At 71.2% G+C, this 13,475-nt stretch carries 12 protein-coding genes and 2 riboswitches; of the genes, 5 read left to right on the forward strand and 7 right to left on the reverse strand.

From position 1 onward, the window contains the following. Positions 1-29 precede the first annotated feature (29 nt). Positions 30-134: riboswitch (SAM riboswitch) on the reverse strand. An 84-nt stretch (positions 135-218) separates the two neighbouring features. Together MWM45_RS01615 and MWM45_RS01620 are read left to right on the forward strand one after the other, a co-directional pair. Then, positions 219-449, forward strand: a complete 231-nt coding sequence (locus MWM45_RS01615) for a hypothetical protein (protein ID WP_247827847.1) — start codon at positions 219-221, stop codon at positions 447-449. 120 nt (positions 450-569) lie between these two features. After that, positions 570-750, forward strand: a riboswitch (cyclic di-AMP (ydaO/yuaA leader). A 5-nt stretch (positions 751-755) separates the two neighbouring features. Next, positions 756-1,649: a C40 family peptidase gene (locus MWM45_RS01620; RefSeq protein ID WP_247827848.1), complete on the forward strand. Its 894-nt coding sequence runs from the start codon at positions 756-758 to the stop codon at positions 1,647-1,649. Positions 1,650-1,740: 91 nt separating this feature from the next. Here MWM45_RS01620 and acs read toward each other — a convergent pair whose 3' ends face one another. The 4 genes from acs to MWM45_RS01640 all read right to left on the reverse strand — a co-directional run bounded on the left by acs (position 1,741) and on the right by MWM45_RS01640 (position 6,478). Beyond that, positions 1,741-3,687 (reverse strand): acetate--CoA ligase, encoded by a 1,947-nt coding sequence (gene acs / locus MWM45_RS01625; protein WP_247827849.1) that lies wholly within the window; start codon positions 3,685-3,687, stop codon positions 1,741-1,743. Next, positions 3,678-4,538 carry an ABC transporter permease gene (locus MWM45_RS01630; RefSeq protein WP_247827850.1) on the reverse strand — a complete coding sequence of 287 codons (861 nt, stop codon included), beginning with the start codon at positions 4,536-4,538 and terminating at the stop codon, positions 3,678-3,680. Before MWM45_RS01630 ends, acs begins: the two co-directional genes overlap by 10 nt. Further along, the gene (locus tag MWM45_RS01635) at positions 4,535-5,572 is read right to left on the reverse strand and encodes an aliphatic sulfonate ABC transporter substrate-binding protein (protein ID WP_247827851.1); all 1,038 of its coding nucleotides are present in this window, start codon (positions 5,570-5,572) and stop codon (positions 4,535-4,537) included. The genes MWM45_RS01630 and MWM45_RS01635 overlap by 4 nt, the downstream gene beginning before the upstream one ends. 90 nt (positions 5,573-5,662) lie before the next feature. After that, positions 5,663-6,478, reverse strand: a complete 816-nt coding sequence (locus MWM45_RS01640; protein ID WP_247827852.1) for an ABC transporter ATP-binding protein — start codon at positions 6,476-6,478, stop codon at positions 5,663-5,665. A gap of 256 nt (positions 6,479-6,734) precedes the next feature. Here MWM45_RS01640 and MWM45_RS01645 point away from each other — a divergent pair, with 256 nt between their 5' ends. Continuing rightward, entirely contained in the window at positions 6,735-7,151 is a 417-nt protein-coding gene (locus MWM45_RS01645) for a CoA-binding protein (protein WP_247827853.1), read from the forward strand. 3 nt (positions 7,152-7,154) lie between these two features. Here MWM45_RS01645 and MWM45_RS01650 read toward each other — a convergent pair whose 3' ends face one another. Beyond that, positions 7,155-7,997, reverse strand: coding sequence for a DUF1206 domain-containing protein (locus MWM45_RS01650; RefSeq protein WP_247827854.1), 843 nt, complete (start codon positions 7,995-7,997; stop codon positions 7,155-7,157). A gap of 210 nt (positions 7,998-8,207) precedes the next feature. Between MWM45_RS01650 and MWM45_RS01655 the strand changes: the two genes are divergently transcribed. Together MWM45_RS01655 and MWM45_RS01660 are read left to right on the forward strand one after the other, a co-directional pair. Beyond that, complete coding sequence (locus MWM45_RS01655) at positions 8,208-8,771, forward strand: DUF1990 family protein (RefSeq protein WP_247827855.1); 564 nt, start codon at positions 8,208-8,210, stop codon at positions 8,769-8,771. A 128-nt stretch (positions 8,772-8,899) separates the two neighbouring features. Then, entirely contained in the window at positions 8,900-10,306 is a 1,407-nt protein-coding gene (locus tag MWM45_RS01660; protein WP_247827856.1) for an acetamidase/formamidase family protein, read from the forward strand. A gap of 89 nt (positions 10,307-10,395) precedes the next feature. Here MWM45_RS01660 and purL read toward each other — a convergent pair whose 3' ends face one another. Further along, positions 10,396-12,684 (reverse strand): phosphoribosylformylglycinamidine synthase subunit PurL, encoded by a 2,289-nt coding sequence (gene purL / locus MWM45_RS01665; protein WP_247827857.1) that lies wholly within the window; start codon positions 12,682-12,684, stop codon positions 10,396-10,398. Further along, entirely contained in the window at positions 12,685-13,452 is a 768-nt protein-coding gene (purQ, locus tag MWM45_RS01670; RefSeq protein ID WP_247829101.1) for a phosphoribosylformylglycinamidine synthase subunit PurQ, read from the reverse strand. Positions 13,453-13,475 lie beyond the last annotated feature (23 nt).

The raw sequence follows: 13,475 nt of genomic DNA on the forward strand, positions 1-13,475 counted from the left end.
GCAGGCGGCTGGGACGATGCTCATGGTTCCCTCCATCGTTCTGGCAGTAGCACCCTCATGCCGGCGCGGGGACGCGGAGGCCAGGGTTGCTGCGGCGTCAGTGAGCCAGATCTCTCGGCCGCTCGGGATGGTCGGATCGAGTCTGACACCGGGCGGGTGCAGAACCAAACCATGTGTCCCCGTGTGAGGCAGGGGTTGCGGCGACCTAGGCTGGAGGGATGGAGGAATGGAGATCGGCAAGCCGGGCGCAGGACCGCAAGCTGTGGCAGACGCTCTGGTACGTCGGCGCCGCGCTGACGCTCACGCTGGCCAGCAGCATCCTCGTGGCCCTGGGCGGCCTCGGAACGGCGGCCACGGACTGGTTCTACGTCCAGCAGGCGGTGCTGCTCTCGCTCAGTGCAGCCGGGACGGTCTTCGCCCTCCGTCGCTGGCGGGCGCTGCGCGGCTGAGGCGCACTTCACCTCCTGTTATTCAAATGTGACAGAAGTGACTGCTGTTAGGTATGGTCAGCACGTGCTTCCGCGACCGTGGGGCGCTCCTGGACGGATTGCCGAGCCCTGCCGTCGTCCCGGACTCGTTCGCAACCACGAAAGGCAGGGACGGGGGAACCACTAGTTCCACCGGGCGCGCAGGAGACCCTGCAGGCGCCCTCGGGGTTAAGCCGCACCACATCACCCACGGGTGATGTGCGCGGCCGGGTGACTCCCATCCGAACCCGACAGCTCACCCCGCAGGCATGGGAGAGGTATAGAACCATGTCACGAAACATTTCTTCAGCGCGCCACCGTGCCGACGTCGACGGCAGTCTCGCGCTGCAGGGCCTGTCCCGCGCCGCCAAGGCTCACGCCACCGCCGTAGGCCGCCCCGTCGCGATCGCCGCCGTCACCTCGGGCCTCGCGCTCGGCGCCGTGGGCACCGCCCACGCCGGTGAGTACACCGAGCAGGGCACGACGACGGCCCCCGCGGCCGTCGCAGCACCGGCCGCCGGTGCCGCAGCGACGACGCACACCGTCGTCGCGGGTGACACCCTGGGCGCCGTCTCGGCACGCTATGGCGTGGACCTGACCGCGGTCCTCACGGCGAACGGCCTGTCCGTCGCATCGATCATCTTCCCCGGCGACACCATCACCATCCCCACCGGCGGTGCCGCTGCGGCTCCGGCCCGGACGGTGTCGGTGCCCGTCGCCGCGCCCGCGGCGTTCGTGGCGGCTGCTCCCGCGGCGCCGGTCCAGCAGGCCGCTGCTGTCGCCCCCGCTCCGGCCGTGTCCACGGCTCCGGCCCCGGGCGTGCACCTGGCCTCCGCCGACATCACGCCGATCGCGACCTCCGGCAGCGCCGGCGGTACCCTCCTGGCTTCCGCCCAGTCACAGCTCGCCGCCGGTGCCGTCCAGGACTGCACCATCCTGGTCGAGAAGGCGCTGCGCGCCGCGGGCATCGCCGTAGGCGATCTCGGGCCCTCGCAGTTCTTCCGGTTCGGCTCCACCGTGGGCACCCCGGCTCCGGGTGACCTCGTCATCACCGGCGGTCACGTCGCGATCTACGCCGGCGGCGGCCAGGTCATCAGCAGCGGCATGAACGGCGCGAACCTCACCATGAAGCACTCCCTCTCGGACCTCCCGGGAGCCTCCTTCGTCCGGGTCGCTGGCTGACACCGGAACGAACCACACGCGGGAAGCGGCAGGCGCTTGGACGGGGCCCCTGCCGCTTCCTTCCTTTAACGCCGGGTCGCCCCAGGGCGCATCACCGGCGGGACAGTACGTCCTGGATCCCCGGGATGCACCCTTCGTTCTGCAGGGAGGTGGTGTCCCCGAGCGCTGAGCCCTCGTAGAGCTGCGTCAGCAGGCGGCGCATGATCTTCCCGGAGCGCGTCTTCGGCACGTCGGGTACGACGACGACGGCGGACGGCCGCGCGATCGGCCCGATGGCCGTCGCGACATGGGCGCGGAGCGTCGAGGCGACGTCCGTCTCCGGATCGGCGCCCGCGGCCAGCACCACGAACGCCGCGATGGCATGACCTGTCAGGGGATCGGGCACGGGGCAGGCGCCGGCCTCGGTGACGAGCGGGTGGGCGACGAGCGCCGATTCGATCTCGATCGTGGACAGCCGGTGGCCCGAGACGTTGATGACGTCGTCCACGCGGCCCAGGATCCAGGTGTCGCCGTCGTCGTCGTACCGTGCGCCGTCGCCGGCCAGGAACCAGCCCTGCGCCGCGAACGTGCGCCAGTAGGAGTCGAGGTAGCGCTGCGGGTCGCCCCAGACGGTGCGTGCCATGGCCGGGCCGTGACGGTCCACCACGATCAGGCCCTGCACGCCCGGCGGGACGGGACGGCCCTCCTCGTCGACGATGCGCGTGCTGACCCCGGGCAGCGCGCGGGCGGCGCACCCCGGCTTGAAGTCCGCATCGGTGGGGCTGGGGGAGAGCACGGTGGCGCCGGTCTCCGACTGCCACCAGGTGTCGACGACGGGCACCTCGTCGCGGCCGAGGTTCCGGCGGAACCAGCGCCACGCCTCGGGGTTGACCGCCTCGCCGACCGTGCCGAGCACGCGGATGCTCGAGAGGTCGTAGGAGCACGGGACGCCGTCCGGGAACCAGCCCATGAGCGAGCGCACCAGCGTGGGCGCGGTGTAGTAGCTCGTGACGCCGTAGCGTTCGATGACCTCGAGGTGGCGTCCCGGATGGGGCGTGTTGGGTGTGCCCTCGTAGAGGACCTGCGTGGCCCCGTTGGAGAGCGGACCGTACAGCTCGTAGGTGTGGGCGGTGACCCAGGCGAGGTCGGCGGTGCACCAGTGGACGTCCTGCCCGCGCAGCGCCGGATCGGGGTTGCTGAAGAGGTGCTCGAAACTCCAGGACGCCTGCGTGAGGTACCCGCCCGAGGTGTGCACGAGGCCCTTGGGCTTCCCCGTGGTCCCCGACGTGTACATGATGAACAGCGGCGTCTCGGCGTCGAACGCCTCCGGCTCGTGGTGCGGTGAGGCGGTGTCGACGACGTCGTGCCACCACACGTCGCGGCCGTCGGTCCAGCTGATGTCCGAGCCGGTGCGGCGGACCACGAGGACGTGCTCGATGCTGTTGTCCCCGGCCACCGCGGCGTCGGCGTTGTCCTTCACGGGCACGGCGACGCCCCGCCGGAACTGGCCGTCCGTGGTGACCAGCAGCTTGGCACCGGTGTCCTCGACGCGGAAGCGGAGCGCCTCCGCCGAGAACCCGCCGAAGACCAGCGAGTGCACGGCGCCGATCCGCGCGCAGGCGAGCGTGATGACCACCGTCTCGACGAGGACCGGCAGGTAGACGACCACGCGGTCGCCCGTCCCGATGCCCAGTGCCAGCAGCGCGTTCGCGGCCCGCGACACCTCGTCCTGCAGGTCCGCGTAGGTGACGGTGCGGCGGTCCCCGGGCTCGCCCTCGAAGTGGAGTGCCACGCGGTCGCCGCGCCCGGCCCGGACATGCCGGTCCACGCAGTTCGCGGCGACGTTCAGGGTACCGCCCGAGAACCACTCGATGGCCGGGATGCTGAGGGTCCCGTCCGCCTGCGGCTCCGCCTTCTCGAAGGAGTGCACGGTGTGCCACGGCGTGTCCCAGTCGAGCCGTGCGGCCTGTTCGGCCCAGAAGGCGAGGCGCCCGGCCTCCTCCTGGGCTGCGGTGGCCGCGTCCGTACCGGTGCCTGCCGTGCCGGTGCCTACGCCCACCGTCGCACCGCCCAGCGTTCCGCGATGCCGAGGAGCGCATCCGTCGTCTTGCCGATCACGGCCAGCAGGATGATCGCGAGGATGATGCGGTCCACGCGGCCCGTCTGCTGGGAGTCCGTGAGCAGGAAGCCCAGGCCCATGGACGAGGCGATGAGTTCGGCGGCCACGAGGAACAGCCAGGACTGCGCGAGCGCCAGACGGAGGCCCGAGAACAGCGCGGGCACGACGGCGGGCAGCTGCACCGTGGTCAGCAGGCGGAGGCCGTTGAGGCCGAATGCCCGGGCGGCCTCCACGAGGTTGCGGTCCACGTGCCGCAGGCCGAGGTAGAGCGTGGTGAAGACGGGGAAGAAGGCTCCGATGCTGATGAGCGTGACCTTCGAGTCCTCGTTGATGCCGATCCACAGGACCAGCAGCGGGACCCACGCGAGGGACGGGACGGCGCGCAGGGCCCCCACGGTGGGGGTGAGCAGCACGTCCGCGAGGCGGGACAGGCCCAGGAGGGCGCCGGCGAGCACTCCGAGCAGGGAACCGATGACGAAGCCGAGGACCACGCGCTGGGTGGAGATCAGGATGTGCGTGGCGAGCTGGCCGCGCTCCGCCAGGTCCACGGCTGCCGCCAGGACCGACGCCGGCGAGGGGAGCTGCGACGGGCGGAAGAAGCCCGACGCCGTGCTGACGTGCCAGGCCAGCAGGATCAGCGCCGGGACGATGAGCCCGAGCAGCACGACGCCGGCCCGGCGGGCCGTCCGGCCCCGGCCCGCGTCATTCCGCGGCGCCTCGGGTCCGGTCACCGACGCACCGATCGCCACCAGGCCCTGCGCGCTCACCGGCGCCGCGTGGTCGGCGCTCATGAATCGGAGCCGATGGACGCTGGATCGGCGCTCTCGACGAGCGAGGCGTCGAACAGGGAGTCGAGGGCTTCGTCGATCTCCTCCTGGGACTTCACGTCACCGGTCTCCACGAACACGGGGCCGATCTTCTCCAGGACGCTGCGCTGGGCGTCGCCCGGGGCGGGGTCGACGTCGAGGTTCGTGCGGTCGATGATGACCGACTCGGCGATCGCCGGGTCGATCGCGGCGACCTCGGCGAGGATCGCGGCGGTCTCCTCGGGGTTCTCCTTCGCCCATTCCCGGGCCTTCTCGTAGGCGTCCACCACGGTCTGGGCGACGTCCGGCTTCTCCTCGAGGAAGTCCTCCGTGGCGTTGAGGAAGCCGTAGGTGTTGAAGTCGATGTCACGGAAGAACAGCTCCGCGCCGTCCTGCTCCGCGGCGGCCATGATCGGGTCCAGGCCGGACCAGGCGTCCACGGCGCCGCTGGCGAGGGCGGCACGGCCGTCGGCGTGCTGCAGGTTCTCGATCGTGACCTCGGACTGGTCCACGCCCGCGGCCTCGAGCGCCTGCAGGAGGAAGAAGTAGGGGTCGGTCCCGCGGGTCGCTGCGATGGACTTGCCCCGCAGGTCCTCGACGCTCGCGATCCCGGAGTCGGGGAGCGTGACGAGCGCCGCCCACTCGGGCTGCGAGTAGATGTCGATCGCCTTGATCGGGGAGCCGTTGGAGCGGGCGAGCAGCGCCGCCGACCCGGCGGTGGACCCGACGTCGATCGCCCCGGCGCGCAGAGCCTCGTTGGCCTTGTTCGACCCCGCGGACTGCACCCAGTTGACGGTGATGTCCTGCTCGGCGAGTTCCTCCTCGAGCCAGCCCTGCTCCTTGATGATGAGGCTCAGCGGGTTGTAGGTGGCGAAGTCGATGGTGAGCTCCCCGCCCTCCGTGGCTCCGCCGTCGGCGGCCTGCGTGTCGGAGGCGTTCTCTCCGGCCAGGCAGCCGCTGAGGCTGAGCGAGAGGGCGGTGGCGAGGGCGAGGGTCGGCAGGAGGGCGCTGCGGTTCATGGTGGTCCTTCGGTGGAGGGTGGGGGCAGTGAGCAGGCACGGTGGCAGCGCGGTGCGACGGCGCTGCGGGGGAGGGGTGGGGCGGCGGGACTAGTGCCCGGTGACGCCGAGCATCGACAGCAGGGTGCTGCGGAGTGCTCCGAGGTCCGCGGAGTTGCGGTCGCGCGGGCGGTCGCCGGGCACGGCGACGAGTTCCGCGATGGTGGAGCCCTCCGGTCCGTCATCGTCCCCGCGGCCGAGCACGAGGATGCGGTCGGCGAGCTGGAGGGCCTCGTCGACGTCGTGCGTGACCAGCAGCACCGTGGTGGGCTGCGCGCGGTGGATGTCCAGGAGGAGGTCCTGCATCCTGATGCGGGTGAGGGCGTCGAGCGCGCCGAAGGGTTCGTCGAGCAGGAGGACCCCGGGGTTGCGGGCCAGGGCGCGTGCGAGCGACGTCCGCTGGGCCATGCCGCCGGAGACCTCGCGGGGGCGGTGCTTCGCGAAGGTATCCAGCCCCACGAGCTTCAGCAGCTCGAGGACCTTCGCCTTGCCCGCGCTGGCGCTGGAGGACTTCGGGAGTCCGATCGCCACGTTGGCCTGCAGGGTGTGCCACGGCAGCAGCCGGGGTTCCTGGAAGGCCACGGCGCACCGCTCGTCGATGCCCGTCACCGGCGTGCCGTCGATCAGGACCTGCCCGTTGTCGGGGATGTCGAGTCCGGCGGCGGCGCGCAGGAGGGTGGACTTGCCGCAGCCGCTCGTGCCGAGGATGGCGAGGATCTCGCCGGGGTCCACGTCCACGGTCACATCCCGGAGGACGGTGCGGCGGTTCGCGGACGAACCGAAACTGCGCCCGAGCCCGGCGAAGCGGACGCCGAGGGCCTGTTTGTGGTGGGACTGGGTGCTGCCGGGTGCCAGAACTGCGGTCATGGTATCTCCATCGGTCCTGGCGGTAGCACCCTACGGACCGAGCCTTCGCCACCGTGTCCGGTGGTTCCCGTGGCTCGGACCTCGATATCGCCCGGCATCAGGGGGATGCGGACGACCAGGGTTGCTGCGGCGTCACTGATCCAGGTCTCTCAGCCGCTCGGGATGGTCACTCCTATGAAACGCCCGGCGTCCCGCCGGAGCAAAATGGGACGTGTAACAAACGCTGTAACAATGGCAGGACACACCGGGAGGCTCCGTGGCGCACCAGAACGATCCGCAGGTCATCAGAAGGCTCCTGACCGAGCACGGCCGGTGGGCGGTGGTGGGCCTGTCCGACAACCCGCGCCGCGTCGCCGTCGGGGTGTCGCGGTTCCTGCAGGACGGACTGGGCATGGAGATCATCCCCGTGAGCCTGAAGGGCGACGACGTCCATGGCCGGCAGGGCTACACACGGCTGGCGGACATCCCCGGTCCGATCGACGTCGTCGACTGTTTCGTGAACTCGTCCCGGGTGGGCGCCGTCGTGGACCAGGCGATCGCCGTGGGCGCGAAGGCCGTGTGGCTGCAGCTCGGCGTGATCGACGAGGACGCCGCCCGCCGCGCAGCGGAGGCGGGACTCGACGTCGTCATGGACACGTGCCCCGCGATGGAGGCGCCGGCGCTCGGGCTCTGACGCCTACATGCGCTGGTACTTCGACCGCACCGCCATGAAGACGCCGTAGGCCATGAGGCCCAGGGCCACGGCGCCGAGGAGCCAGACGCCGAAGGGCTGGTCCCGCAGCGACTTCAGGGCGCCGTCGAGCCCGGTGGACTGCTCGGGGTTGTTCGTGACCGTGGCGACGATGATCAGGACGCCGAGGACCCCGAGGGCGAAGCCCTTCGCGATGTACCCCACCATCCCGAGCACGACGACGGCCGTGCCGGCCCGTCCCGAGGGGAGACCCGAGAGGTTCTTGAGGAAGTGGCGGGTGGCTCCGCTGTAGGCGAAGTATCCGCCGACCACGAGGATGCCGATGCCGACCGCGAGGAGGAGTGCCACCCCGGCCGGGTTGGTCATGAGGGAGCCGGTCAGCGAACTCGCGCTGCTGCTGCTGTCGCTGGAACCACCGAGTGCGTACCGGCCGAAGGTCACGCCGATCGCGGCGTACACCACGGCCTGCCCGCCGCTCTTGGCCTGTACCTTGAGCTTGTCCTTGCCATGGCGTCCCTTCGCACCGAAGAACACCTCGCTGAACTGGAACAGGGCGAGGGCGATGCAGCCGATGAAGCAGAACCACAGGAGTGCCGTGCCGCCGGGGTTGCCGGCCAGCTGCCCGATCGCGCCGCTCTGGTCGGCCTCGCCGGAGCTGCCGCGCGCCAGGCCGAGGGCTATCAGGCCGATCAGGAGGTGCAGGATGCCGGCGGCCACGTAGCCGGCGCGGGCCGCGACCTCGAGTCCCTTCGAGTTCGCGGCGTCCTCCGCGGCGTCGGACGCCTTGTCCGCCGCGTCCCTGCCCGGCATGCCGGTCCCTGGTGCCATGATGTTCCCGCCTCCCTTGTCGTTGTCCCGTGTCGATCCCGTTCGTCGATCGGCGGGGCGGACGTCACAGGTGGGTCCGGGCCGGTCTGGACCTCCATCCTGCCACTGCTCGTCCATCGGCGCGCGCCGGTCCGTTTCGGGTCCACTAGGTTGGGACCGGACCCGTTCCGCCGGGGTCCAGGCGGTGAGGCATCGAGGGAAGAGGCACGCATGGAACAGTTCACGTACGAGGAGCGCGGCGCGACGGACCGGCCCTTCCCCGAGTCCCTCGAGGGCGGCTGGCCCGCCGGCTTCACCGTCGTGGTGCAGTCCCACGAGATTGCTGTCGAGGATCCTTCGGCTGCCTTCATCGCCCTCACGGAGGGCATCCTGGCGTGGGAGCTGCACCGCGGGGCCGGGCTCACCATGGAGTCCGACGCCGGGCGGGCCGATCCCGGTGTCCGCGTGGTCTCCGGGTTCGGGGCGGGCCCCGCGCGGATCAAGGCTCCGTGCAGGGTCATCTGGTCGCGGCCCCCGCAGCTCGACGGCGCGGGCAGGGCGGTCCCGGGCCAGCGCGGCGGGTTCGGGTACGGCACGCTGCCCGGCCACCCGGTGCGGGGCGAGGAGGGATTCTACGCCGAGCTGACGGCCGACAACCGGCTGCTGTTCATCTGCTCCGCCTACAGCGTGCCGGCGAGCCTCGTCTACCGGCTCGCGGCTCCCGTGACCAGGCTGACCCAGCGGTACGTCCTGTGGCGGTACGTGAAGGCCGCGCGGGCGCTCGCGGGCTCCTAGCCTCCTGCCCCGTGCCGTCGTCGTCCCCGCGCCCGCTGCGGCGGACATCCTGCCGTCGCGGATCCGAAACGGGCGCGTAACGCCCCGCCGCTAGCTTGGGAAGCTCCACGACCCGGAGGGAATCCAGCATGGCTGACGTAGTGGGGCAGGAAGCTGCCGAGGTGTTGACGGACGGATTGGGCAGGAGGAATTTCATGGGAGTGGTCGCCGCTCTCGGCGCGCTCTCCGCCGCATCGGTCGCAGGAGCGACGCCCGCGATCGCCGGCGGGCCCGGAACGGAGCGCGAACCTGCAGCACCGGGCAAGGCTCCGGGCGCGCCCGGCCACGGACCCGGGGGCACGAAGGGACAGGCCGACATCCTGCAGCCGGGACGCGGCCGGATCCGCGGCGATCACTACCTCTCCTCCACCCCCGACGACGTCCTCTGGGGCTATGTGCCCACCGTGGACGCGGCGCCCGTCATGACGATCCGGTCCGGCCGGACGGTCACCATCGACGCCCTCTCGCACGAGGGGATCCTCGAGGACCAGGGACGCGACCCGGTGGAGTACTTCGGCGCGCTCGGGGTCGGCCGGTCGTCGGTCCTGGACGACGCCGTGGACATCGCCGCCGGCTACCGTCGGACGGAGCGGCGCTTCGACGTCGACGGCCCGCACATCGTCACCGGGCCCATCGCCGTCGAAGGCGCCGAACCCGGTGACGTGCTGAAGATCGAGACCCTCGAGGCGGTCCCCCGGGTTCCCTACGGCGTGGTCTCCAGCCGGCATGGGAAGGGCGGCCTCGCGGTGCAGCCCGGTCCCACGCCACCGGCCGGGATCACCCTCGAGGAGATCATGCCGCCGGTGGCCACCGACAACCGGGCGTCGGGCATCCCGTCGGACTACGGCAACGTCTCGGTGTTCACGCGGATCGAGAAGGGCAAGGGCGTGATGACCAGCGGGGACATGACCGTCCGGTTCCCGCTGCGGCCCTTCATGGGGATGATGGGCGTGGCCTTCGCGGACGCCGACGGCCTGACGGCACCCGAGGCCAACTCCGTCCCGCCGACGCTCGGTGGAGGCAACATCGACATCCGCCACCTCGGCGCGGGGTCCACCTTCTACCTGCCGGTCAAGGCGCCGGGCGCCCTCTTCTACGTCGGCGATCCGCACATGGGCATGGGCGACGGCGAGGTGGCGCTCACCGCGATGGAGGGCTCACTGCGCGGGACCTTCCGGCTGACGGTGTGCAAACCCGGCTCCGGCGATGCCCCCTCGGTCGCCTACTCCTACCCCTTCGGCGAGACGAAGGACGCCTGGATCCCGATCGGCCTGTCCGATCCGGACGGGCTCGCCGGCGGGGGCGTATCGGGCGACCTGAACGTCGCCATGCGCCGCGCCATCATCAACGCCCTCGACTTCCTGCAGCACGATCGCGGCATGGACCGCGCAGTGGCCTACGCCTACCTCTCGGCGGCGGCGGACTTCGCGGTATCGCAGGTCGTCGACCGGACGGTCGGGGTGCACGGGCTGATCGCGAAGGCGCATTTCGGCTGAGCTGGACGGCGCGGAGGTCGTCCTGCGTGGGCGGCGTGACGCCGCCCACGCGGTCGGGAACCCGCGGCGGGTGAGCAGACCGGGACTGCTCAGCCGAAGTGCTTCGGCAGCGTCCCCTCGTGGGCCTCGCGCAGCCGGTCCAGCGGCAGGGTGAAGTAGCCCTGCACGTCGAGCGCCTGGTTCTCCGTATCGACCACGCCGATCCGGATGGTGGGGAAGTTCCGCGCCGTGCACATGTCGTTGAAGCGGACCTCCTCGGAGCGGGGGACGCTGACGACGGCGCGGGCCTGGCTCTCGCTGAACAGTGCGGTGAACGCGTCGATGCCGTCGCGCTCGCACAACTCGTCGAGGCCGATCCGAGCGCCGACACCGAAGCGCAGCGCCATCTCGCTCAGCGCGGCCGCGAGGCCACCCTCGGAGAGGTCGTGGGCGCCGTCGATCATGCCGTCCCGCGAGCAGTTGACGAGGATCGCTGCGAGCGTCTTCTCGGCGGCGAGGTCCAGCGCCGGAGGCTGCCCGCCGAGGTGCCCGCGCAGGTTGGCCCACTCGGAGCCGTCCAGCTCGTCCGCCGTCGTGCCCAGCAGGTAGATGGCCTGGCCGTCCTCATGCCAGCCCGACGGCGTGCGGCGGGCGACGTCGTCGAACACGCCGAGGACGCCGACCACCGGGGTGGGGTGGATGGCGACGCCGCCGGTCTGGTTGTACAGCGAGACGTTGCCGCCGGTCACGGGCACGCCGAGCTCCTGGCAGGCGTCGGCGAGGCCGCGGACGGTCTCGGCGAACTGCCACATCACCTCGGGGTCCTCGGGGGAGCCGAAGTTCAGGCAGTCGGTGACGGCGAGCGGCTCGGCGCCCGACGTCGCCACGTTCCGGTACGCCTCGGCGAGCGCCAGACGCGCCCCCTCGTAGGGGTTCAGGTAGGAGTAGCGTCCGTTCGCGTCGGTGGAGATCGCGACGCCGAGGCCGGTCTCCTCGTCGACCCGGACCACGCCGGCGTCGTCGGGCATGGCGAGGGCCGTGTTGCCCTGGACGTAGCGGTCGAACTGGTCGGTCACCCAGGTCTTCGCGCACATGTTGGGGGAGGCCATGAGTTCGAGGACCGCTTCGCGCAGGTCGGCGGGCCGCTCGGGGCCGAAGGTGTCGGCCTGGACGCCGTCGAGCCACGCGGGCCGGTGGTAGGGCCGCTCGTAGACGGGTCCCTCGTGGGCGACGGTGCGGGGGTCGACGTCGACGATCTTCTCGCCGTCCCACTCGATGATGAGCCGACCGGTGTCGGTGACCTCGCCGAGCCAGGAGTACTCCACGGCCCACTTGTCCATGATCGCCTCGAACGCCTCCACGTTCTCGGGCGTCACGACCGCCATCATGCGTTCCTGCGACTCCGACATCAGGATCTCGCCGGGCGTGAGCGAGGGGTCCCGGAGCAGCACGTTGGTGAGTTCCACGTGCATGCCGCCGTCGCCGTTGGAGGCGAGCTCCGACGTCGCACAGGAGATGCCCGCCGCGCCGAGGTCCTGGATGCCCTCGACCACGGACGCCTTGAACAGCTCGAGGCAGCACTCGATGAGCACCTTCTCGGCGAACGGGTCGCCCACCTGGACGGCGGGGCGTTTGGACGGCTTCGAGGAGTCGAAGGATTCCGAGGCGAGCACGGAGGCGCCGCCGATGCCGTCGCCGCCGGTGCGGGCCCCGAAGAGGACCACCCTGTTGCCGGCGCCGGACGCATTGGCGAGGCGGATGTCCTCATGGCGCAGCACGCCGACCGCGAGGGCGTTGACGAGCGGGTTGCCCTGGTAGACGGCGTCGAAGACCACCTCGCCGCCGATGTTCGGCAGGCCGAGCGAGTTGCCGTAGCCGCCGATGCCCGCGACGATCCCGTGCACGAGGCGCGCGGTGTCCGGGTGGTCGATCGCGCCGAAGCGCAGCGGATCCATGACGGCGACCGGGCGGGCGCCCATGGAGATGATGTCGCGGACGATCCCGCCCACACCGGTGGCCGCGCCCTGGTAGGGCTCCACGAAGGACGGGTGGTTGTGGCTCTCCACCTTGAAGGTCACGGCCCAGCCGTCACCGATGTCCACCACGCCGGCGTTCTCGCCGATCCCCACGAGGAGGTGCTCCTTCATGGCGTCGGTGACCTTCTCGCCGAACTGCCGCAGGTGCACCTTGGAGGACTTGTAGGAGCAGTGCTCGCTCCACATCACCGAGTACATGGCGAGCTCGGCGCCGGTGGGCCTGCGCCCGAGGATCTCCTCGACGCGCCGGTACTCGTTCTCCTTGAGCCCGAGCTCCGCCCAGGGGAGCGCCTGGCCGGGGGTGGCCTCCGCGTTCGCGACGGTGTCGATGTTGAACGCCCGGGAAGTAGTTCCTGCAGTCACTTAGCCCACCAGTTTCTTGAGTACCGAGGTGAAGATGCCGAGCCCGTCGGTGCCGCCGCGGACCCCGACGTCGCCGCGGGCCGACGAGTCCGGGCCGAAACCGGCTTCGACCGCGTGCTCGGGGTGCGGCATGAGCCCGACGACGTTGCCGGCGATGTTCGAGATGCCGGCGATGTCGCGGCGCGAGCCGTTGGGGTTGCCGTCGACGTAGCGGAACACCACGCGGCCTTCACCCTCGAGCTCGTCGAGGGTGCGGTTGTCGGCGACGAACTGGCCGTCCTGGTTCTTGAGCGGGATGACGATCTCCTCGCCGTCCGCGTAGTCCGAGGTCCAGAAGGTGTCCGTGTTCTCGACGCGCAGTCGCTGGTCACGGCAGATGAAGTGCAGGGAGTTGTTCTTGATCATGGAGCCGGGCAGCAGGTGTGCCTCGGTGAGGACCTGGAACCCGTTGCAGATCCCGAGCACGGGGAGGGCCTGCGCCCCGCCGGAGGCCGCGGCCGTGATCTGCTCCATGAGCGGCGCGAAGCGGGAGATGGCGCCCGCGCGGAGGTAGTCGCCGTAGGAGAAACCGCCGGGGATGATGACGGCGTCGACCCCCTGCAGGTCGTGGTCACCGTGCCAGAGCTGGACGGCGCTGCCGCCGGCGAGGCGGACGGCGCGGACGGCGTCGCGGTCGTCGAGCGAGCCGGGGAACGTGACGACGCCGACCCTCACGCCGTCGAGCGCCCCGGCGTCGCCGCCGACGGCAACGGGCTGGGGGCCGCCGATGAGCGGGGTCTCGAGGTGGGAGG

Source organism: Arthrobacter antioxidans, assembly GCF_023100725.1.
Classification (GTDB): domain Bacteria; phylum Actinomycetota; class Actinomycetes; order Actinomycetales; family Micrococcaceae; genus Arthrobacter_D; species Arthrobacter_D antioxidans.

Bases quoted from the DNA above. Each gene is read 5' to 3' on its own strand.
- MWM45_RS01655 (WP_247827855.1), top strand. From the start codon at position 8,208: ATGGAACAGTTCACGTACGAGGAGCGCGGCGCGACGGACCGGCCCTTC.
- MWM45_RS01660 (WP_247827856.1), top strand. From the start codon at position 8,900: ATGGCTGACGTAGTGGGGCAGGAAGCTGCCGAGGTGTTGACGGACGGA.
- MWM45_RS01630 (WP_247827850.1), bottom strand. From the start codon at position 4,538: ATGAGCGCCGACCACGCGGCGCCGGTGAGCGCGCAGGGCCTGGTGGCG.
- MWM45_RS01650 (WP_247827854.1), bottom strand. From the start codon at position 7,997: ATGGCACCAGGGACCGGCATGCCGGGCAGGGACGCGGCGGACAAGGCG.
- MWM45_RS01640 (WP_247827852.1), bottom strand. From the start codon at position 6,478: ATGACCGCAGTTCTGGCACCCGGCAGCACCCAGTCCCACCACAAACAG.
- MWM45_RS01620 (WP_247827848.1), top strand. From the start codon at position 756: ATGTCACGAAACATTTCTTCAGCGCGCCACCGTGCCGACGTCGACGGC.
- MWM45_RS01635 (WP_247827851.1), bottom strand. From the start codon at position 5,572: ATGAACCGCAGCGCCCTCCTGCCGACCCTCGCCCTCGCCACCGCCCTC.
- MWM45_RS01615 (WP_247827847.1), top strand. From the start codon at position 219: ATGGAGGAATGGAGATCGGCAAGCCGGGCGCAGGACCGCAAGCTGTGG.